Source organism: Microbacterium lemovicicum, from assembly GCF_003991875.1.
GTDB classification, from domain to species: domain Bacteria; phylum Actinomycetota; class Actinomycetes; order Actinomycetales; family Microbacteriaceae; genus Microbacterium; species Microbacterium lemovicicum.
The window spans coordinates 2,225,322-2,245,909 of sequence record NZ_CP031423.1; the positions used below are offsets into that span (position 1 = coordinate 2,225,322).

At 70.2% G+C, this 20,588-nt stretch carries 17 protein-coding genes; 4 read left to right on the top strand and 13 right to left on the bottom strand.

The window, feature by feature from the left end:
• Positions 1-7: 7 nt before the first annotated feature.
• The 9 genes from CVS47_RS10465 to CVS47_RS10505 all read right to left on the bottom strand — a co-directional run bounded on the left by CVS47_RS10465 (position 8) and on the right by CVS47_RS10505 (position 8,043).
• Positions 8-1,009, bottom strand: coding sequence for a sugar phosphate isomerase/epimerase family protein (locus CVS47_RS10465; RefSeq protein ID WP_127096025.1), 1,002 nt, complete (start codon positions 1,007-1,009; stop codon positions 8-10).
• Positions 1,010-1,023: 14 nt separating this feature from the next.
• Complete coding sequence (locus tag CVS47_RS10470; protein ID WP_127096026.1) at positions 1,024-2,217, bottom strand: Gfo/Idh/MocA family protein; 1,194 nt, start codon at positions 2,215-2,217, stop codon at positions 1,024-1,026.
• Positions 2,214-2,630, bottom strand: coding sequence for a C-glycoside deglycosidase beta subunit domain-containing protein (locus tag CVS47_RS10475; protein WP_127096027.1), 417 nt, complete (start codon positions 2,628-2,630; stop codon positions 2,214-2,216). Before CVS47_RS10475 ends, CVS47_RS10470 begins: the two co-directional genes overlap by 4 nt.
• A gap of 32 nt (positions 2,631-2,662) precedes the next feature.
• Positions 2,663-3,697, bottom strand: coding sequence for a sugar phosphate isomerase/epimerase family protein (locus CVS47_RS10480; protein ID WP_127096028.1), 1,035 nt, complete (start codon positions 3,695-3,697; stop codon positions 2,663-2,665).
• A gap of 11 nt (positions 3,698-3,708) precedes the next feature.
• A complete protein-coding gene (locus CVS47_RS10485; RefSeq protein ID WP_127096029.1) occupies positions 3,709-4,809 on the bottom strand; it encodes a sugar phosphate isomerase/epimerase family protein in 1,101 nt (366 codons plus the stop codon).
• The gene (locus CVS47_RS10490; RefSeq protein ID WP_127096030.1) at positions 4,806-5,216 is read right to left on the bottom strand and encodes a C-glycoside deglycosidase beta subunit domain-containing protein; all 411 of its coding nucleotides are present in this window, start codon (positions 5,214-5,216) and stop codon (positions 4,806-4,808) included. The genes CVS47_RS10485 and CVS47_RS10490 overlap by 4 nt, the downstream gene beginning before the upstream one ends.
• A gap of 121 nt (positions 5,217-5,337) precedes the next feature.
• Complete coding sequence (locus tag CVS47_RS10495) at positions 5,338-6,867, bottom strand: GMC oxidoreductase (RefSeq protein ID WP_127096031.1); 1,530 nt, start codon at positions 6,865-6,867, stop codon at positions 5,338-5,340.
• Entirely contained in the window at positions 6,864-7,658 is a 795-nt protein-coding gene (locus tag CVS47_RS10500) for a TIM barrel protein (RefSeq protein WP_127096032.1), read from the bottom strand. Before CVS47_RS10500 ends, CVS47_RS10495 begins: the two co-directional genes overlap by 4 nt.
• A 13-nt stretch (positions 7,659-7,671) precedes the next feature.
• The gene (locus CVS47_RS10505) at positions 7,672-8,043 is read right to left on the bottom strand and encodes a nuclear transport factor 2 family protein (RefSeq protein ID WP_127096033.1); all 372 of its coding nucleotides are present in this window, start codon (positions 8,041-8,043) and stop codon (positions 7,672-7,674) included.
• A gap of 88 nt (positions 8,044-8,131) precedes the next feature.
• Here CVS47_RS10505 and CVS47_RS10510 point away from each other — a divergent pair, with 88 nt between their 5' ends.
• Entirely contained in the window at positions 8,132-9,118 is a 987-nt protein-coding gene (locus CVS47_RS10510) for a LysR family transcriptional regulator (RefSeq protein WP_127096034.1), read from the top strand.
• On the opposite strand, the gene CVS47_RS10515 is transcribed toward CVS47_RS10510, so the two are convergent.
• The gene (locus CVS47_RS10515; protein ID WP_127096035.1) at positions 9,108-9,944 is read right to left on the bottom strand and encodes a carbohydrate ABC transporter permease; all 837 of its coding nucleotides are present in this window, start codon (positions 9,942-9,944) and stop codon (positions 9,108-9,110) included. The two genes, CVS47_RS10510 and CVS47_RS10515, sit on opposite strands and share 11 nt — an antisense overlap.
• Before the next feature lies 1 nt (position 9,945).
• Positions 9,946-10,899, bottom strand: coding sequence for a carbohydrate ABC transporter permease (locus CVS47_RS10520; protein WP_127096036.1), 954 nt, complete (start codon positions 10,897-10,899; stop codon positions 9,946-9,948).
• Between the two features lie 173 nt (positions 10,900-11,072).
• Between CVS47_RS10520 and CVS47_RS10525 the strand changes: the two genes are divergently transcribed.
• From CVS47_RS10525 to CVS47_RS10535, 3 genes are all read left to right on the top strand, one after another.
• On the top strand, positions 11,073-14,285 hold the full coding sequence (locus CVS47_RS10525; RefSeq protein WP_241240114.1) for a glycosyl hydrolase: 3,213 nt from the start codon (positions 11,073-11,075) through the stop codon (positions 14,283-14,285).
• A gap of 150 nt (positions 14,286-14,435) precedes the next feature.
• Complete coding sequence (locus tag CVS47_RS10530; protein ID WP_127096037.1) at positions 14,436-15,731, top strand: ABC transporter substrate-binding protein; 1,296 nt, start codon at positions 14,436-14,438, stop codon at positions 15,729-15,731.
• 77 nt (positions 15,732-15,808) lie between these two features.
• A complete protein-coding gene (locus CVS47_RS10535; protein WP_127096038.1) occupies positions 15,809-17,974 on the top strand; it encodes a glycoside hydrolase family 3 N-terminal domain-containing protein in 2,166 nt (721 codons plus the stop codon).
• Here the strand turns inward: CVS47_RS10535 and CVS47_RS10540 are convergent.
• Entirely contained in the window at positions 17,964-18,959 is a 996-nt protein-coding gene (locus tag CVS47_RS10540) for a Gfo/Idh/MocA family protein (protein ID WP_127096039.1), read from the bottom strand. The two genes, CVS47_RS10535 and CVS47_RS10540, sit on opposite strands and share 11 nt — an antisense overlap.
• Complete coding sequence (locus CVS47_RS10545; RefSeq protein ID WP_127096040.1) at positions 18,952-20,586, bottom strand: DUF5597 domain-containing protein; 1,635 nt, start codon at positions 20,584-20,586, stop codon at positions 18,952-18,954. The genes CVS47_RS10540 and CVS47_RS10545 overlap by 8 nt, the downstream gene beginning before the upstream one ends.
• Positions 20,587-20,588: the final 2 nt, after the last annotated feature.

The following is a 20,588-nucleotide window of genomic DNA, read 5'->3' on the forward strand; positions in this document are numbered from 1 at the left end:
GCCCGCCCTACTTGCTGCTGAAGGCGGCGTCGAAGAGCTGGTGCGGCGGCGTGATCGTCGCGAGCTTCCGCACGAACGCGAGGGCCTCCGGACCGCCGACGAGACGGTCCATGCCGGCGTCCTCCCACTCCACGCTGGTGGGGCCGTCGTAGCCGATCGCGTTGAGCGCCCGGAAGATCGGCTCCCACGGCACGGCGCCATGCCCGGTGGACACGAACGTCCAGCCGCGGCGCGGGTTGTCCCACGAGAGGTGCGAGCCGAGCACGCCGTTGCGGCCGTCGAGATTGGTGACGGACTCCTTCACGTGCACGTGGAAGATGTGGTCGGCGAAGTCGAGCACGAAGGCGACGGAGTCCAGCTGCTGCCAGACGAAGTGCGACGGGTCGAAGTTGAAGCCGAAGCTCTTGCGGTGCCCGATCGCGTCGAGCGTCGCCTTCGCGGTCCAGTAGTCGTAGGCGATCTCCGACGGGTGAACCTCGAGCGCGAAGCGCACGCCGACCTCCTCGAACACGTCGAGGATCGGATTCCACCGGTCGGCGAAGTCCTGGTAGCCGGCGTCGATCATCTCCTGCGACGCGGGCGGGAACATCGCCACGTACTTCCAGATCGACGAGCCGGTAAATCCCGTGACGGTGCTCACGCCGAGCTCGGCCGCGAATCGCGCGGTGTCCTTGAGGTCCTCGGCGGCGCGCCGGCGCACACCCTCGGCGTCGCCGTCGCCCCAGACGCGCGGGGGGACGATGCCGTGATGGCGCTCGTCGATGGGGTCGTCGGCGACGGCCTGCCCGACGAGGTGGTTGGAGATGGTCCACACCTTCAGCCCGTTGCGCTCGAGGATGTCCTTGCGCGACTGGACGTAGTCCGCGTCATCCCAGCGGGAGACGTCGATGTGGTCGCCCCAGCAGGCGATCTCGAGGCCGTCGTAGCCCCACTCGCCGGCGAGGCGGGCGACCTCCTCGAAGGGCAGGTCGGCCCACTGGCCGGTGAACAGCGTGATCGGGCGGGTCATGATTCTCCTTCGGATCAGACGGATGCTGCGGCGGGGACGTGCACACGCACCCAGGCGGAGTCGTTCTCGTTCGACCGCTCGACCGCGTCGAGCACCTGCTGCACGGAGAGTCCTTCGGCGAAGGACGGGTGCGGATCGGTGCCGTCGGCGATGGCTGCGACGAAGTCGACGGCCTGGTGGGTGAAGCCGTGCTCGTAGCCGAGCATGTGCCCGGCAGGCCACCACGCGGCGACGTAGGGATGCGATGCCTCGGTCACGAGGATCTTCGTGAAGCCCTGCCGATCCTCGGCCGCGGTGCGGTCGTAGAACTGCAGGCTGTTGAGGTCTTCGAGGTCGAACAGCAGGGCGCCCTTGTCGCCCGAGACCTCGATGGTCAGCGCGTTCTTGCGGCCCGTGGCGAAGCGGGTGGCCTCGAACGACGCGAGCGCGCCGCCCGAGAGGCGTCCGGTGAAGATCGCGGCGTCGTCGACGGTGACCTGGCCGAACCCCTCGGCCGCGGTGCCGGACAGCCCGGACCCCTCCCCCTGCAACGGCCGCTCGGCCACGATCGTCTCGAGCACACCGGTGACGCTGTCTACCGTCTGGCCGGTGACGAACTGCGTCATGTCGATGATGTGCGCGCCGATGTCGCCCAGGGCGCCCGAACCGGCGTGCTCCTTCTGCAGGCGCCACGCGAGCGGCATCGCCGGATCCACCAGCCAGTCCTGCCGGTACGCGGCGCGCACCTGCTGCACGCGCCCGACCATGCCTTCGGCGATGAGGTCGCGCAGCAGCGTCACGGCCGGCACCCGGCGGTAGGTGAAGCCGACCATCGAGCGGATGCCGCGGGTTGCGGCCTGCGCGGCGGCATCCGCCATCTCCTGCGCTTCGGCGACGGTGTTGGCCAGCGGCTTCTCGCACAGCACGTGCTTGCCCGCGGCCAGGGCGGCGACCGCGATCTCGGCGTGGGAGTCGCCCGGCGTCACGATGTCGACGATGTCGATGTCGTCGCGCCCGATCACCTCGCGCCAGTCGGTGGCCGACTCCGCCCAGCCCCATTTCTGTGCGGCCGCGGTGACGGCCGCGCCGTTGCGCCCGACCACTACGGCCATCTCCACCGGCACGGGCAGGTCGAACATGCGCGGCGCCTGCCGCCAGCCGACCGAGTGCGCCGCACCCATGAAGCCGTACCCGATCATCGCGACGCGGAGCGGTCGCCCCTGCGTCATGCCAGGACCAGCTCGCGCTCGACCGGGACGCGGTTGGTGACGTAGCGACCCGGGCCGCCGTCCTGACCGGGCATGATCTGCATGTACAGCAGACGCATCGTCAGCACGACCTCGACGGTGACCTTCTCGCCGGCGGCCGGCACCTCGTCGAGGTGGATGAGCACCTCGGGGCGGTCGGCGACGAACCAGAGGGTCTCCGACTGCTCGGGCAGCTCCTCGATGCGGTAGTCGCGACCTTCGAGAGAGAAGCGCAGGTCATCGGTCGGGACCGGTGTGCCGTTGACGGTGGCGGCGACGCCGTCGACCGACGACAGCCACAGGCTGCGGTACCAGGGCAGCTGCAGCGACACGGCGAGGCCGTCGTCGGTGCGGCGCACGTCCTTTTCGGCGAACAGCGAGTTGTGGGTGGCCATGATGTCTCCTAGATGAGCGTTCGTGCGCCGGGTCAGACCGCTGCGCGAGCGGCGACGGTGTCTTCGATGGCACGGCGCATGAGGTCGTGCTGCTTCTTGACGAGGTCGATCGGGTCGGACTCCCCCAGGTCGGAGAAGGCGTGACCCTCCCACTCGCTGGAGAGGTAGCCGGTGTAGCCGCCCTCGACGAACTGCTTCACGATGCGCGGGATGTCCATCGCCGGCTCTTCGCCGTCGGCGCCGATGTCGTAGAACTTCGCGTGCACGTGGAAGATCTGCGGCATGATGTCGAGCCACTCCTCCGGCGGCACCAGGCCGTGCATGTTGAAGGCCAGGCGCGTGAACGGCCCGAAGCGCAGGAAGTCCACGCCCTCGCCGCTCAGGTAGTCCTCGAACTTCTGGTTGCGCACGTGCATCGGGGTCGGCTCGTGCCAGATCTCGTCCATGACCGGGAAGTGCTTCTCGTCCATGCCCATCTGTCCGAGCGTGCGCAGCAGCGTCGGCGACAGCGAGTGCATCGTGGAGCTGAAGTCCGCGGTGAAGCCGAGCCGCTCCGACTGCAGTTCGTCGTACATCTCGCGCATCTGCAGCACCTGCGGGTTGTTGGGGCCCGACGGTGCGTGGATCTCGTAGCCGAGGTACTGGTCGTACTTCTCGGCGAGCGGCAGGAGGCTGCGCAGCAGCTCCTTGCCGTGGGAGCGGATGACGACCCTCTTGAAGCCGAGCGTGTGTGCCGTCTTCAGCTGCCGGGCGAGGAAGTCGTGCTCCTCATCCGGAGTCATGTCGCGGTCCTTGCGGCGCCCCATGTCGAGGTTGGTGCCGACGGCGCTCGCCTCGAGCCCGTACTTCTCCAGCGAGTCGAACCACAGCTTCACGAACGCGTCGTCGACGTCGGGGTACGTGCGCAGCAGTTGGGCGATGTTGAACTCGACGCCCGGGCCGATGCCCTGGTCGTGGACCTCTTTGATCAGCGTCTCGGGCGTGTACAGACCCGCCGCGAACTCGCTGGTCATCGAGTAGAGGGTGGTGCCGAGCTTGATGCCGGTGCCGGCGATGCCGTCGCTCATTCCAGGTCCTTTCAGCTGCGCACGGCGTGCGCGAGGTGGGTGTCGAGCGTGCGGCGGGCTTCGGCGGCGTCCGTGATCATGCGCGATCCCGCGTCCTGCGCGGCGGAGCGCTGCACGGCCTGTTCGGCGGCGATGATCTCGAAGGGGCTCTTCCAGTGGTTCCAGTGCCAGCCCTCGTACTCACTGGAGACGGCACCGGAGTAGCCGTTGTCCACGAGGAGACGGATGAGGTCGCGCACGGGAACGGACGGCTCCTCGCCGTTCTCGTCGATGCCGAAGAACTTGCCGTGCACGTGACGGATCCACGGCACGATCTCGAGCCAGTCGTCGACGCGCGCCGGGCCGAAGAGCCCGGTGCCGTTGATGCCGAAGTCGATGCCCAGGTCGGGGCGGCCGTTCTGGGCGGCCAGTCCGATGAACGAGCCGAAGCGCTTGCCGTGCTCGGCCTGATCGGCCGGTGGCCCCTGCTCGTAGTAGGTGTCCCACAGCTCGACGACCTTGCCGAGGAGCTCCTCCGACGCACCGCGGCGACGGTAGGCCTCGATGAGCGACGGCGCAAAGCCGCTGACGGTGGCGCCCCAGTCGGCCGTGAAGCCGAGGAAGGGCGAGCCGACCTTCTCGAAGCGGTCGCGCAGCGCGAGGATGCGCGGGTGCGAGGCGTACTGGTCGGCGTGCACCTCGAGGGCGAGGGTGACGCCGTGCTCCTCGGCGATGGGGGCGAGCGCCTCCATCGAGTCGGGCTCGATCGAGATCTGCACGCGGGCGATGGGGAAGCCCAGCGTGGCCGCCGCCTTGATCTGGCGCGTCATGTACGCGATCAGCTCGTCCTGGTTGAGGAGGCGGTCGCGGTGGATGCCGATGTCGGCGTTCACGGCGAGCGAGGTCGTGACCAGACCGGTCTCGGCGACGAGGTCCTTGAACCAGCCGGCGAACGAGTCCTCGACCTCGGGGAAGCCGCGGAAGCTCGAGAAGCCGATGACCTCCAGCCCGGGGCCGTAGCCCTCGGCGGCGACCTTGCGGATCAGTCCTTCGAGGTCGTACTCGCGGCCGTGGAAGGCGCGCGTGAAGCTGTAGAGCGTGACGCCCTGGATCGGGGTTCCGAGCGCGCTCATGCGTGTGCCTCCTGCTGCTGACGGGCGGTCATGGTCTTCACGTCGTGCTCCTCGATGTGGAGCGTCTCGCTGTCGGAGATGATGATGTAGGGGATGTAGAGCACCAGGTCCACGCGCACCTCGTGCTCGGCATCGGCGGCGAGGTCGAGGTCGCCGGAGAGCACGGCGGAGTCCAGCGGGAACCACCACTCGTCCGTCTCGGTGACGAGCTCCGGGAAGGTGAACTCCCGGTCGTTCATGCGCCAGCGCAGCGACTCGGCCGGCGCCTCGACGCCGTCGATCGTGAGCTTCGCGCCGGCGATGCAGGAGCCGGGGAGGGCTCGGTACCAGGGCAGCCGCACCTCGACGGCCGCGCGGCCGTTCGAGGTCGTGAGCGTGCCCTGCTCGATGATGCGGTCGGGGATCACGAGAACCTCCTCGTCGGCGCGGACGAGGCCGCGGACTTCTTTGTCATGATTTCTCCATACTATTGCTAGAAACCGACATAAGCAATGTCGGCTGCTCGGATTCGAGCGAGAGGTCGGCCGCTCAGGAACGAGCGAGCTGGTCGGCGATCGCCCGGGCTCCGTTGACGGCGAGGGCGACGCCGGTGAGGGTCGGGTTGCAGGCCGTCGCGGTCGGGATGACGCCGTTGCCGGCGACGTACAGGCCGGGAACCTCCCACACCTCGCCCTGCGGCGAGCACACGCTGCTGCCGTCGTCCTGCGCACCCAGGCGCGTGGTGCCCTGATAGTGCAGCGAGGCGCCGAGCGGCATCATGAAGGGCCGGTCGTCGAGGGGCTCGCCGACGGCCCTGCCGAGGCGGACGATCTCCTCCTTGCCGCGCGCGATGACCTCCCGGTCGCGGTCGGTCAGGGTGTAGTGCACCGTGGGCGCCGGCATCCCGTAGCCGTCGACGTCGGTCTCGGAGAATTCCACGCGGTCGGACTCCTGGAGGTCCTTCGCGCAGAAGAGACCGAGTCCGACGATGGAACCGGGAGCGGCGGGGTCGTCGTCGGCGAGCTTCACCGGCGACGCATCCAGCTGCATGACCTGGCCGTGGAACGGCATGTCGTCGGTGAAGGGCACCCACGTGACGCCGCTGTACTCGCTGAGGCCGGTCGCGCCCGCGCCCTCGCCCTCGAGCGCGGGAAGGTCGCGGATGCGCACGGCGAAGACGATCTGGGCCTGGTCGTTGATGTAGCGACCGAGGGCGTCGGGACGGATGCCGGACGCCCACAGGATCTGCGGCGTGCGCAGGGCGTCCGCCGCCACGACGACGAAGCGCGCCCGCACCTCCGAGGTCTCCCCCGTGCGGCGATCGGTCACGGCCACGCCGGCGGCGCGTCCGTCCTCGACGATCACGCGGGTGACGAGGGACTCGTCGAAGAGCGTGAAGCGCGGGTTCTCGCGCGTGACGTCGCCGAAGACGACGTCCGAGCCCGACCAGACGAGGTTGCCGTCGTCGCGACGGTGCACGGCGAGCGGCATCCGCTGCACGCGGGTCGCCGCGATGCGGCCCTCGTCCTCGGCCGCGGCGAGACGGTCGCGCACGAGCGAGCCGTACGCGGACTGGTCGAAGGCATCGGTCGTGACGCCGAGGAGCCGCTCGGCTTCCGAAAGAAGTTCATCCAGCTTGCCCTCGGCGTCGAGAACGGTGATGCGCTCGCTGTCGTTGGGCCGAGGGCAGGCCCCGGTCCAGTGGGCGGCCATGCCGCCCACGTTGCTCGACATCGCCGCGACGGGCAGCCCGTCTTCACCCTCGACCTGGTAGCCGCTCTCCAGCAGATACGTACCCGGCCGGGCGCGACGCTGGCTCGTCTTGACGATGCCGCCCGTGCGGTCGGCGGTCACGACGGCGTGTGGACCCTCCGACCGGGTCTGCGCCTCGGCGCGCTCGGCCGGATCGGCGATGTTCTTCACGTGCGCACCGGGAGGGTACGTGACCGTCGGCCCCACCTCGAACAGCGCGATTGTCGCCTCGGGCGCGCGCTCGCTCAGGATGCGGGCGTAGGCGGCGCCGGCGGGGCCGCTCCCGACGATCGCGACGTCGACGGACGCGGGGTAACGGCCGGTCATGCCTGGGCCGCCACGTCGCGGATGTAGCGCACCGACTCATCGGATGCGGCCTGCGGGTAGTACTCGAGGCCGATCGGCCCGTCGTAGCCCGAGCTGCGCAGAACGGCGAGGGTGGCGGGCCAGTCGAGGTCGCCGGTGCCCGGCTCGCCGCGGCCGGGGGCGTCGGCGAGCTGGACGTACTTGATGAGCGAGCCGGCGTTCGTCAGCTCGGTCTCGATGTCCTCGCCCTCCACGGCCGAGTGGTAGATGTCGTACAGCACGCCGAAGTACGGGGAGTCGACGCCGCGGGCGACGTAGACGCCCTCCGCCGTGCGGTCCAGCAGAGATCCGGGGTGATCCACGCGCACGTTGACGGGCTCGAGGACGAGAGTGATGCCCGACCCGTCGATCTGCGCGATCGCCTTCTGGTAGATCTCGACGAGCTTGTCCAGCTGCACCTGCCGCTTCCACCCGCCGAAGCCGGTGCCGCTGCCCACGACCATGCGCGGGCATCCGAGGTCGTGGGCGATCTGCACGCCCTCGTCCAGCTTGCGGAAGAACTCGGAGTGGTCCCACGGCGGGATCATGAACTGCGTCCGGGGCTCGGCCAGCTGCGCGGTGAGCTGGGTGCCCGTCTCCTCCAGCGCCGCCTTCAGCGCGGGCAGGTCCTTGGGCGTGGCCGGCGCGTCGGCACCGGTCGGGCCCCACATCTCGACGGCGTCGAAGCCCGCGGCGGCGGCGGCGCGCACGCGGTCGTGATAGTCGCCGGCCTCGGTGAAGAGCAGTTCGATGTTGGGTGCGAGCTGGTACATGGTGTCTCCTGGGTCAGAACATCGGATGGTCGTGAACGGCATGCGCCGGGACGGGTTGCAGCACGTCCCAGTGCTCGACGATCCGGCCGTTCTCGAATCGGTAGATGTCCGCCACGGCCGCGTCGGGCGCGCCGGGGCGGGAGGCTTTGACGTGGACCATGGCGAAATCGCCGTCCACGAGGATGCGCTGGATCTCGAAGCGCGCGTCGGGCGACCCGTCGAACTTCGGCGTCAGCATGTCGATCGCGGGCTGCGGCCCGTCGCCGATGGTGGGGTTGTGCTGGATGTAGTCGTCCGACACGAGCAGGGCGAACGCCTCCGCCACCCGCTTCCGCGTGTAGAAGAGGTCGCAGAACGCCTCGAAGTCCGCACGCACCTCACTCATCGGCCGCACCGATGCCTTCTGGCTGGTGGATAGACAGGGTCGATAAGATGGATGCTTCACCCGACGTCGAGCGAAGGATCACATCGCCGTGGCCGATCAACCTCTTCTGTCGCGACTCGACCTCAACCTGCTGGTCGCTCTCGACGCACTGCTCACCGAGCGGAGCGTGACGCGGGCGGCAGAGCGGCTGCATCTCAGCCAGCCGGCCCTGAGCGCGTCGCTGGCCCGCCTGCGCAACCACTTCAACGACCCGATCCTCGCCCGCCGCGGCAACGCGTACGAGCTCACCCCGCTCGCGCTGCGACTGTCGGAGCACACGACGATCGCGCTGGACGCGGCGCGCAGGGTCTTCGAGAGCCAGGCGACGTGGACGCCGCACGAGTCGACGCGCGAATTCTCCGTCTACGGCTCCGACTACGGCTTCGCCACGATCGGCGCCGCGGTCTCCCGTGCGGCGGCGGAGGCCGCGCCCGGAGTGCGCTTCCGATTCCTGCTCCACAACAACACGATCGTCGACGATGCCGCCAACAGCCTGCGATCGGTCGACGCGATGGTCATCCCCCACGGCTACCTCACCGATCTGCCGTACGAGGACCTGTGGCGCGACCGCTGGGTGATCGTCGCCGACGAGGCGAACCCGCTCATCGCCGACGGGCTCAGCATGGAGATCCTCGCGGCGTGCCCGTGGGTGTTCACCTACCGCTCGCGCTCCGCGTTCACCTCGGCGGGCCGCCAGCTGCAGCTCCTGGGTATCGAGCCCGACGTGCAGGTGATCGTCGAGAGCTTCCTCTCGCTGCCGAGCTTCGTGGTCGGGACCACGCGTCTCGGTCTCGTGCAGGCAGCCCTCGCACCCGAGATCGGCCGCCTTCCCGGCATCCGCATCCTCGAGCCGCCCTTCGACGCCACGCCGACGGCGAACGCCCTCTGGTGGCACCCCGTCCACGAGCGCGACCCGGAGCATGCCTGGATGCGTTCGCTGTTCCGCGATGCCGCCCGCGAGGTGCAGTCGGTCGTCGCCGCCGGAGAGCGGTTCGTCGAGCCGATCGAGCAGACGGAGCACGCGATCAGCCTTTGAGTCCGCCGGCGAAGCCCTGGATGAACTGCTTCTGCGCGAACATGTAGAACGCGAGGATCGGCACCATCGAGATGATGACGACGGCGAAGATCTTGTTCCATGCCGACACGAGACCGCCGACGTAGGTGTACATCGCGACCGGCAGGGTCTGCGTCGTCGAGCCGCCGAGGAAGATCAGCGAGTTGAAGAAGTCGTTCCAGACGATGAGCCCGGCGAGGATCGCCACGGTGCCCGTCGCCGGCGCCATGAGCGGGAGCACCACGCGGAAGAAGGCCTGCGTCGGCGAGGCGCCGTCGATGACCGCCGCCTCCTCGTACTCCGTGGACAGACCGCGGAAGAAGCTCGCGTAGAGGAAGACCGACAGGGGCAGCAGGATGCCGATCCACAGGAGGATCATGCCCAGCGCATTGCCGGTCAGCCCGATCGTGCGCGCGCCGATGTACAGCGGTACGGTGCCCAGCTGCGCGGGCAGGATGATCGCGATCAGCACCAGGTAGAACGTGATCGTCGTCCACCGGCGGGTGCGCCGGGCGATCACGTACGCCGCGATCGAGCCCAGCAGCACGAGCCCGAAGACGGCGCCGGCGGTGATGATGACGCTGTTCAGGATGCTCATCGGGATGCTGTTGCGACCCGTGGTGGTGAGCACCTGCACGAAGGCGGTGAAGTCCAGTCCGCTGGGCGGGGCGACGGCGCTCGTGGTGAGCGTCTCCTTGTCGGTCTTCAGAGACGTGACGATGAGGATGTAGAACGGCAGCAGGCCGATGAGCGTCACGATCCAGACGAAGACTTCGCGGACCGCGGTGGCTTTGGTGTAGCGGAACATGTCAGGCCTTTCCGGCTTCGCGGTCGCGGGTCACGTACTGCTGGAGGATGGCGAATGCCAGGATGACGACGGTGAGCACCAGGGCGAGGGCGGAGCCGAAGCCGAACTGACCGAGCGAGAAGGCCTGCTTGTAGACCTCGGTCGCGAGCGTCTCCGTGGCACCGGCCGGTCCGCCGCCGGTGAGGGCGAGGATCTGGTCGAAGATGCGCAGGCCTTGGATGATGCCGAGCGTGGTCGCGATGGCGATGGAAGGGCGGATGGCCGGAACGGTGACGTTCCAGAACCGCGCCCACATGCCGGCCCCGTCGAGCGCGGCGGCCTCTTCCACCTCGACCGGCACAGAGGCCAGTCCGGCGAGATAGATGACCATCGTGAAGCCGGTCTGCTGCCAGACGACGGTCAGGAGGATCGCCCAGATCGACCAGGTCGGGTCCGCCAGCCACACCTTCTGGAACTCGGACAGCCCCACCGCACCCAGCAGATCGTTGAGCGGGCCGTCGAACTGGAAGATGAACTTCCAGACGTAGGCCACGGCGAGCGGACTGAGCACCACCGGCATGAACAGCAGCGTCCGCAGGATGTACCGGGACTTGAGCGTGCGGTTGATGGCGAGCGCGAACAGCAGGCCGACGATGTTCGTGAGGATGACGGAGCCGAAGGCGAGGAACAGGGTGTTCCACACGGCACCGAGGAGCTGCGGGTCGGCGAAGATCTTCTCGAAGTTCTTGAAGCCGATGATGTCGAACTTGCCCAGGCCGGTCCAGTTCGTGAAGGCGAAGAAGCCGCCCGTCAGCGTCGCGGCGTAGTGGACGCCGATGACCAGCACGACGGCGGGGAGGGCCCACCACCAGTGGCCGTAGCTGATGAGCGCGCGGTTGCGGCTCTTGGGCGGCGGAGTTCTCCGAGCCTTGGGAGGCACGGTGAGGGTGCGAGTACTGTCCTGCTCGATCGTCACGTCGTCTGCTCTCTGACCTCGTCGTCATGCGCTCCGGGAAGGCGTGGTGCGCTCGCGATCCACTATCACACGCTTGCGTCGGAATCACACATTAGTCATGGCGATACTCGGTATAAGTCCCCGGGACCACGAGGCCGTGACGCAGGCGACGGACGGTGTCAGGATGCTTCGCTGTGACCTCTTTCGATGACGCGACCCCTCACGCCTCTCCCGACGCCCGGCCGTCGACGCCGGCGACCGATGCTCTGTGGGACGCCTTCACCCGGCCTCCCGACGAAGCGCGTCCGCGCTCCTGGTGGCACTGGATGGACGGCAACATCGATCCCGAGGGCATCGTCCGCGATCTGACGTGGCTGCACGGCGTCGGCGTCCGCGGAGTCCAGATGTTCGACGGCGGGATGGGCATGCCGCTGGTGGTTCCCGAAGCCGTGCGGCCGGGCTCGCCGGCATGGACCGAAGCCGTCGACACCGCCGTGCGCACCGCGGACGACCTCGGCCTGGAGCTGGCGGTCGCGACCTCCTCGGGCTGGAGCGCCGCCGGGGGTCCGTGGGTGCGCCCGGAGGACGCGATGAAGAAGGTCGTCTGGAGCGAGACCATCGTCGGCGGCGGCGAGCGCGTGGAGGCGCGACTCGCCGAGCTCCCGTCCGTGCCGGGGCTCTTCCAGGACACGCCGCGATGGGGAGCGCCGGCGTCTCCCGGCTACGTCGTCGACTGGGCCGTGCTCGCGCTCCCCGACCACGATGGCCTGCACGCCCTCTCCCCCGATGCCGTCAGTGCGTCCGGCGCGGTCGAGCACACGGAGCGTCTCGCCGACGGCTCGTTCTCCGACGCGCTGAGCATCTCCCGCGATCCCGACGCGTGGTCGGAGGGATGGCTGGAGCAGACGTTCGCCGCGCCGGTGACCGTGCGCTCCGTCGTCGTCGGCCTGCCCGGGCCGCGCGGCTTCGGCGCGGCGCCGCCGCCGGATGCGGTGCTCGAGTGCTCGGACGACGGCGGCACCTGGCACGAGGTCGCCCGGCTCGATGTGACCACCGTCCCCGCGCGGACCGCGTCGTTCGCGCCGGTGACCGCACGCCGCTTCCGCCTCCGGCTCTCCGGGGCGAGCGCGGCCGAGGCGCTCCCTCCCCGGGAGGAGGGGGTGCGGATGCCGCCGGTGCTGCGTCGTGCGGATGCCTTCCTGGTGTCGCAGTTCGCCCTGTTCCCGGCCTCGCGCGTGCATCACGCCGAGGTGAAGGCCGGGTTCGGCGTGGTCGACGACTACTACGCCGTCGACAGCGACACGACCGGCGCGCTCGGCGTCGTCGACGCGCGCGACGTCATCGACGTGACCGCGCACGTGCGCGACGGCGTGCTCGACTGGGCGGCGCCGGCCGGAGGCTGGCGCATCGTGCGCCTCGGCGCCTCCCTCACCGGGCAGACGAACGGACCCGCTCCGGCCGACTCGACCGGGCTCGAGGTCGACAAGCTCGACGCGCGACGGGTCGCGGAGTACCTCCGCGTGCACCTCTCCCGCCTCGGCGACGACGGAGCACCCTCCCGTTTCGCCGCGCTCCTCAGCGACAGCATCGAGTCGGGCTCTCAGAACTGGACCGACCGCATCGAAGACGAGTTCGCCACGCGCCGGGGGTACGGCGCCCGGCCCTGGCTGCCCGCGCTGGCGGGGTTCGTTGTCGGGTCGCCCGAGGAGTCGGACGCCTTCCTCTTCGACTGGCGCCGCACCATCGCGGAGCTGCTGGCGCAGGAGTACTACGGCACCCTCGGTAGCGAGGCCCGCCGCCGGGGCATGCGGTACTACGCGGAAGCCCTCGAAGACCGTCGCCCGCAGCTCGGCGACGACCTGGCGATGCGTGCGCAGGCCGATGTCCCGATGGGAGCGATGTGGACGTTCGATGCCGACGGATCGCCGCGACCGACCTACGTCGCGGATCTCAAGGGCGCAGCATCCGTCGCGCACGTCTACGGCAAGGACTGGACGGGCAGCGAGGCGTTCACCTCGTTCGGCCGGCCCTGGTCGTGGTCGCCGAAGGCGCTCAAGCACATCGCCGACCTGCAGCTGACGCTCGGCGTGACCCGGTTCTGCATCCACACCTCGCCCCATCAGCCCATCGCCGCCCCGCCGCCGGGCATCGCGCTCGCGCCGTTCCTCGGTCAGGCCTTCACGGTCCATGAGACGTGGAGCGGCATGGCGGGCCCGTGGATCGACTACCTCGCCCGGTGCAGCGCACTGCTGTCGGCGGGACGACCCGATGTCGACGTCGCGGTCTTCGTGGGAGAGGAGGCTCCGGTGACGGGGCTATTCGGCTCGCACCTCGACACCGCGGTGCCCGACGGCTTCGACCATGACTACGTCGGGCCGGACGCCCTCCGCGACATCCTCCGCGTCGAAGGCGGCCGCATCGTCGCCGACGGCGCCGACTACGCCGTCCTCTTCCTCGGCGGTTCCTCGGCGCGGATGACGTGCGCTGCGCTCACCGAGGTCGGACGACTCGTGGATGCCGGAGCCGCCGTCATCGGCGATCGTCCGACCCGCTCACCGTCCCTCAGCGACGATCCCGCGGACTTCTCCGCCCTCTGCGACCGCCTGTGGGGTGAGGGCGGAGTCTTCCCGGGCTCCCTCGCAGACGGGCTGGCGCGACGGGGCCGAATTCCGGCATGGGAGGTCACCAGCGGCGGCATCGTCCGGCGCACCTCGCGCGTGGTGGACGGCCGGAGGCTGCTGTTCCTGGCGAACCCCGCGGCGTCCGCTCTCGACGTGCGCGTGCGCCTGGCGAGCGGTGCTCCCCTGGCCGTCTGGGACCCCGTGGAGGTGCGCGACGTCCCGTTCGCGGCGTCCGATGACGGGGCGGTCGCGCTGACCCTTCCGCCCTTCGGCTCGGTGTTCGTCCTGGAGCAGGAGGAGCCCGCCACAGCGGTGGCGGAGCCGGGTGCCGACGTCCTCCACCTCGACGGCGAGTGGGTGCTCGAGCTGCCCGGCACGGAGCCGATCACCACCTCGCCGGCACCGCTGCCCTGGTCAGGCGACGTCGGACGGGGGTTCTCGGGCACGGCCGTCTACCGCCACCGGTTCACGATGACGCCGGACGCCGCCGGGCGCACCGCCGTCGTCGAGCTCACGGACGTGGGCGACATCGCGCGGATCGTGGTGAACGGCGTCGACTGCGGCGTGGCCTGGACGGCGCCGTTCCGCGTCGAGGTGTCGCCGGCGCTGCACGCGGGCGAGAACGAGCTCGAGATCGAGGTGGCGAACCCGTGGCGCAACCGGCTCATCGCCGAGGGCGCCGAGGCGTCCGGCGAGGTGTTCGCGCCGATGACCGGGGTCTTCGAGCCGACGGCGGCAGTGGAACCGGCGGGCCTGCTCGGACCGGTGCGGCTGCGCCTCGCCTGAGCGGGCTCGCCGGGCGGATCAGCGGGGCTATAGGCGCACATAAGCGGTTGTTATGTCGAAATGATGCAAATGCTGTCAGTCTGTTCCTGCGGCCCCCGAGCCGAGCCAGCTGCGCCGCTGGCGACGATGACGTCACGAAAGGTTCGAACAATGTCACAGCACATGCTTCGCCGACAGCTCCGATGGTCGCTTCTCGCGGTCCCCGTGGCCGGCGTCCTGGTTCTCGCCGGCTGCTCCGGCGGCTCGACCGACAACGGCGGGGGCGCGTCCGGCGATCCCGCCACGACCGGGTTCTCGATCATGGTCGCCCAGGCCAACGACGCCGACGACTTCTACGCCCAGACCGCGAAGAAGTACTCGGACGAGACCGGGGTCCCCATCGAGGTCATCCCCTACCCGTCCGACGCGTACAACACGCAGGTGACGACGCAGCTCCAGGGCGGCAACGCGGCCGACGTGATGATCCTCTCGCCCGGCACCGGTCAGCCGATCTCGGTGATCAGCCTCGCCGAGGCCAGCTTCCTGGCCCCTCTCGATGACACCTCCGCCGGCCTCCTGCCCGCCGGCAGCGAGACGCTCTTCCAGGTCGACGGCAAGACGTACGCCCAGCCGACCGCCCTCACCCCGGTCGGACTCGTGTTCAACGTGACCGCCGCGGAAGAGGCGAAGGTCACGTACCCGACGACCTATGAAGAGCTCCTCACGGCCTGCACCACGGCCCGCGACGCCGGCAAGACCTTCTCGGTCCTCGCCGGAGGCATCCCCTTCAACACCGGACTCATGGCTCAGCTGATCTCGGCCACGCGCGTCTACTCAGAGACGCCCGACTGGAACGAGCAGCGCGCCGACGGCAAGGTCACCTTCGCCGACAGCGGCTGGAAGGACGTCCTCGACGACATCGTCGAGATGAACGACAAGGGCTGCTTCCAGGACGGTGCCGCCGGTGGCACGTTCGACAACATCACGGCCGGCCTGGGTGGCGGCACGGCGCTGACCGCCGCCGTCCCCGGCAGCGCGGCAGCCTCCATCGCCGAGGCGACCGGTCAGGACCTCAACGTGCAGGCGTTCCCGCCGAAGAAGGGCGAGAAGGCGTTCACCGTCACCGGCGCCAACTACGCCTGGGCGATCAACGCGAAGTCCGACGACGCGGTGAAGGCCTCCGCTCAGGCGTTCCTCGACTGGGTCGCCACGCCTGAGGAGTCCGCCGCGTACGCGAAGCTCTCCGGATCCGTCCCGATCACGGGCATCGACAAGAGCACCCTGCTGCCCTCGTACGCTCCGATCGCCGACCTCCTGAGCGCCGGCGACTACGCCGGTCTGCCCAACGCCGCCTGGCCGAACGGAGCCGTCTACGACGCGCTCGGCGCCGGTGTGCAGGGTCTGCTGACCGGCCAGAAGACGGTCGATCAGGTGCTCAGCGACATGGACGCCGCCTGGGGCGAGTAAGTCACAGCACGACAGCGGCCGTCCGGGGCATCCCCGGGCGGCCGCTCCCCTTTTCCCGCTCGACTCCCGGAGACACGATGACCACGCCCGACCTCGACGCCCTCCTCGCCCGGATGAGCCCGGCCGACAAGCTCGCCCAGCTGCAGATCCTCTGGCGCCGCGACGAGGCCGATGCGCTCGCTCTCGCCCGCGCCGGCATCGGCGCTCTGTTCTGGCCGCAGAGTGCGGAGAAGACGAACGCCCTGCAGCGCGCCGCCGTCGAGGAGAGCGCCCACGGCATCCCCCTGCTCATCGGTCTCGATGTCGTGCACGGGCAGTTCACGATCTTCCCCACTCCCCTCGCCCAGGCGGCGAGCTTCGATCTCGCCGTCGCAGAGGCGGACGCCCTCGTGTCCGCGACGGAGGCACGGTCGGGCGGCGTCACCTGGACCTTCTCGCCCATGGTCGACGTCACACGCGATCCTCGGTGGGGACGCGTGGTCGAGGGATTCGGCGAGGACTCCTTCCTCACGTCGGCCTTCGGCGCCGCGAAGGTGCGCGGCTACCAGGGCGACGACCTGAGCTCCTCCGAGCGCATCGCCTCCTGCCTCAAGCACTTCGTGGCCTACGGGGCGGCCGAAGGCGGACGCGACTACAACACGACCGACATGTCGTGGCGGCGGCTGCGCGAGACGTACCTGACGCCTTTCCGCGCCGGCGTCGACGCCGGCGCGGCCACCGTCATGGCCTCCTTCAACTCCCTCAACGGCACGCCCATGCACGCGAACCGCCGGCTGCTGACCGAGGTGCTCAGCGACGAGTACGGCTTCGGCGGTGTCGTGGTCGGCGACGCCGACGGCGTGCTGCAGCTGGCCGTCCACGGAGTGGCCGCAGACGAGGTCGATGCGATCGGCCGGGCGCTCTCCGCGGGCCTGGACGTCGTGATGGGCGGCATCGAGCTCACCGCCGACGGCGAGCCCATCCTCGATCACGTCTCCCCGGCACGCATCGACGACGCCGTCCTGCGGATCCTCCGCCTCAAGCGCGACCTCGGCCTGTTCGAGCACCCGTACGCGGATGCCGCGGCCGAGCGCTCCGCGCCCACGTCCGACACGCTGGACGAGGCCCTCCATGCCGCGGAGCGATGCCCCGTGCTGCTCAAGAACGACGGCGGTCTGCTGCCGATCGCGGACGAGCCGCGTCGCATCCTCCTGACGGGACCCTACGCGCGCAGCACCGACCACCTCGGCGCCTGGGTGCAGCACTTCGGCGCCGAGGCGGGCACGTTGTCCGACGCCCTCGCCGCGCAGCTGCCCCAGGCGTCGTGGACGATCGCCGACGGGGCCGACTTCCTGGCGCCGTCCGCCCCGCAGATCGAGGAGGCCGTCGCCCTCGCCGCAGACCACGACCTCGTCGTCGTCGCCGTCGGCGAGCCGAGCTCGATCTCCGGCGAGGCCAGCTCGCGCAGCGACATCCGTCTCCCGGGGGACCAGACCGCGCTCATCCGCGCCATCGCGGCGACCGGCGTGCCCTTCGTCGTGCTGCTGGCGAGCGGACGTCCCCTCGTCGTCGAGGACTGGATCGACGATGCGCCCGCGGTGCTGCTCACGTGGCACCTCGGCACGCGCGGCCCCGAGGCGATCGCCCGCGTCGTCGCGGGTGCGGTGGATGCCGGCGGACGGCTGCCCATGACGTTCCCGCGGTCCGTCGGGCAGATCCCCGTCCATCACGACCACGAGCGCACCGGTCGGCCCGCGCGCACCGGTGGGTCGCTCGACGTGGAGCGCTGGGACGTCGGGCTGCAGGGCCCGAACAACCTGGACGACTACTACAGCTCGAAGTACCTCGACCTCGACCTCGGGCCGCGGTTCGCGTTCGGGCACGGACTGTCGTACACGACCTTCCGGCTCGACGGTGCGCAGCTGGACACTCCGACGGTGTCGGCGGGCGATCTTCGCGCGGGAGCTCTGCTGACCGTGCGGGTCGACGTGCACAACACCGGGCAGCGCGACGGCGACGATGTGGTCCTCCTCCACCTCGCCGACCCCGTGGCCACGCTGGCACAGCCGGTGCAGCGCCTGCGGGGCTTCCGGCGCGTCACCGTGCCGGCCGGAGAGAAGACGACGGTGACCCTGCAGGTAGGGTGGGACGACCTCGGCTTCTGGGACGACGACAGCCGCTACGTCGTCGAGCCGGGCGAGCTGGTACTCACGATCACCGACGGAACGGATGCCACACCGCTCACGGTGCTCGTCACCGGGTGATCTCGCTGCGGATGGCGTCGAGGGTGCGGTAGACGGCCGCGGTCGTCGCCGCCGTGTGCAGCGGATGCTCGAGAGCACCGCTGTGGACGGCCGCGACCACCGCGCGCAGCATGGGCACGTAGCCGTTGCCCTCGCGCTCGACCTCGACGACCTCCTCGCAGTGCTGCCCGCGCCCGATGTGGTGGTGGACGGTGAGCTGAGACGCCCACCAGAAGCCCCGGGGGATGGTCACGAAGGCCTCGGTGCCGCCGACGGCCGCCGACGTGTCCAGCCAGTCGACCATCGAGCTCGCCCCGTGCGCGAACCGCCCGTCCGCCCAGCCCAGGGTGAACTCCTCGCGGAGGTCCACGCCGTCCTCTCGCACCGTTCCCGACGCCCGGATCGAGTCCGGTGGGCCGAAGAGCGTGTGGGCCAGCGTGACCGGGTAGATCCCCTGATCCAGCAGCGCGCTTCCTCCCGGCTTCCACCGACTGCTGTCGTCCTGCGGAAACGGCGCGCCGAACGCGGCGCGGAGGCTGCGGACCTCGCCGAGCACTCCCTCGCCGATGAGGGCGACCAGGCGGGCGATCAGCGGATTGAACGACATCCACATCGCCTCCATGAGGAAGACGCCGGCATCCGCGGCGCGGGTCGTGAGCTCTCGCACCTGTTCTTCACTCATGCCCAGCGGCTTCTCGCAGAGGACGTGCCGGCGCGCGGCGATGGCCTCCGACGCGACATCGAAGTGCGTGACGTGGGGCGTGGCGATGTAGACCGCGTCGACCGCGCCGAACATCTCCGACCGGTCCGTGAATCGGCCGGCGATGTCGAACTCGTCGGCGAACGCGTCCGCGCGCGCACGGTCGCGCGAGGCCACCGCGACCACCTCCGCATCCGGCACGAGCGCGAAGTCCGAGACCATCTGACGGCTGATGCCGCCCGTGCCGACGACTCCCCAGCGCAGGGGACGTCGCGCCGCGTCCTGCGGCGCGACGGCGTCAGACACGGACCAGGCGGATGCGGGTCGCCCCGACGTGGTGGGTGGGCACGAGATGGAGCCGCTCGTCGCCGTTGAGGATGCGACCGGAGACCAGTCGTCCGTCCTCGAGCAGGAGCTCCTCCACCTCGTCGATCTCCACTCTGCGGCCGGTGACGAAGAAGTCGAGCGCGAGCTCGCGGCCGACGACGATGAAGCTGTCGTCGCCGGTGCCGATGATCAGACCGAACGGCCGGCTGTCTCCGGCGTGCGGCACCTCGGCACCCGGCAGCGACTCATCCGGCACCGACACCTCGAGGTCGGGCACGAAGACGCCCGCATCCAGCAGCATCCGATGGAGGAGGGCGAGACCGGCGCGCACGGTGACGTCGACGCCGTCGATGTGCACCGTCGCCTGGTCGGTCTCAGGCTCCAGCACCACCGCGGCGATGCTTCCCCGCTGCTGGGCGGCCGCGATCTCCTCTTCCAGCGCGGCCAGGAGGCCGACGGTGGCGGCGACCTGGCCGTCGGGGTTGAGGTCGTTCGCGCCGAACGCCGACCAGCCCACCGCGCGGTACCGGCCCACGGCGCGCACGAGCTCGCCCGCGCGCGGCCGGCACTCGGGCACGAACAGCGGCTGCGCTCCGGTGGCGTAATCTGCCATCGCCGCGTCCGCGTCCTGGACGTAGATGTCCGGCCCGAGGAGGGCGAGCGAGGGAGCGACGGCGTGCCAGATGTCGAGCACGCGCGAGGACGGGCCGCCGCTGGGCCACTGGCCGGGCTCGTCCTGTCCCGGCTGCGGACCGAGCCAGGCGTTGGCGTACATCGGGATGTCGGCGATCGCGCGTCCGCGAGAGGCGAGGTGCTCGACGTAGCTCGCGAACCCCCACGCCATGAACACCTCGTGCGCCGCTGAGCTGTCGCCGAAGACCTCGCGCCAGGAGCCGGCGGATCGCTGCCCGGCCGTCTCCCACAGCGTGCGGGCGAGGGTCGTCGGGGCGGATGCGTCGCGGACATGCGCCACGAGATCCGTCGGAACCGCGGACGTCCACGCCTGTTCTGCGGTCGCGCTGCGGTCACGGCTGTCGCCGAGAAGCCCCGACTCGTTCTCGACCTGCACCATGGCCACGGTGCCGTCGGCGTCGGCCGCAACGATGTGGCGGATGAGGGCCTCGAACGCCGTCGCGTCCGCCTCCCTCAGCTCCGCGCCGAAGACCGACAGCACCGGCTTCGCCATCGCCCCGTCGTAGCTGAATGCCTGCGCGCGGGTCTGCTCGACCTCGGCGCGCGGGAAGCGCGACGTGTCCGCCCGCACCCAGCGGGGCGCATAGGTGGACGCGGCGTTCTTGTAGGCACCGAACCACAGCAGCACCAGCCGCAGTCCGCCCCGGCGCGCCTCCGTGATCATGGCGTCGACCAGACCGAAGTCGAACGAGCCCTCGACGGGCTCGCACAGCGCCCAGCTGACCGGGGCGAGCACGGTGTTCGCCCCGATCCGCCGCAGGTGCGCGAAGGAATCGGCGATCGCCCGCGGCGACGAGGACGAGGAGTTGTGCACCTGGCCGCCCAGGAGGAGGGCGGGGACGCCGTCGCGCGAGAGCGCGAACGGCGCCTCGGCGGAGATCGCCCAGGGGCGGGTGGTGGGCTGGTCGGTCATGG

What these genes read in the sequence shown, in the direction of transcription:
- CVS47_RS10480 (WP_127096028.1), bottom strand. Translation starts at nt 3,697, where the DNA reads ATGAGCGACGGCATCGCCGGCACCGGCATCAAGCTCGGCACCACCCTC.
- CVS47_RS10485 (WP_127096029.1), bottom strand. Translation starts at nt 4,809, where the DNA reads ATGAGCGCGCTCGGAACCCCGATCCAGGGCGTCACGCTCTACAGCTTC.
- CVS47_RS10500 (WP_127096032.1), bottom strand. Translation starts at nt 7,658, where the DNA reads ATGTACCAGCTCGCACCCAACATCGAACTGCTCTTCACCGAGGCCGGC.
- CVS47_RS10475 (WP_127096027.1), bottom strand. Translation starts at nt 2,630, where the DNA reads ATGGCCACCCACAACTCGCTGTTCGCCGAAAAGGACGTGCGCCGCACC.
- CVS47_RS10515 (WP_127096035.1), bottom strand. Translation starts at nt 9,944, where the DNA reads ATGTTCCGCTACACCAAAGCCACCGCGGTCCGCGAAGTCTTCGTCTGG.
- CVS47_RS10535 (WP_127096038.1), top strand. Translation starts at nt 15,809, where the DNA reads ATGACCACGCCCGACCTCGACGCCCTCCTCGCCCGGATGAGCCCGGCC.
- CVS47_RS10470 (WP_127096026.1), bottom strand. Translation starts at nt 2,217, where the DNA reads ATGACGCAGGGGCGACCGCTCCGCGTCGCGATGATCGGGTACGGCTTC.
- CVS47_RS10530 (WP_127096037.1), top strand. Translation starts at nt 14,436, where the DNA reads ATGTCACAGCACATGCTTCGCCGACAGCTCCGATGGTCGCTTCTCGCG.
- CVS47_RS10505 (WP_127096033.1), bottom strand. Translation starts at nt 8,043, where the DNA reads ATGAGTGAGGTGCGTGCGGACTTCGAGGCGTTCTGCGACCTCTTCTAC.
- CVS47_RS10545 (WP_127096040.1), bottom strand. Translation starts at nt 20,586, where the DNA reads ATGACCGACCAGCCCACCACCCGCCCCTGGGCGATCTCCGCCGAGGCG.
- CVS47_RS10495 (WP_127096031.1), bottom strand. Translation starts at nt 6,867, where the DNA reads ATGACCGGCCGTTACCCCGCGTCCGTCGACGTCGCGATCGTCGGGAGC.
- CVS47_RS10465 (WP_127096025.1), bottom strand. Translation starts at nt 1,009, where the DNA reads ATGACCCGCCCGATCACGCTGTTCACCGGCCAGTGGGCCGACCTGCCC.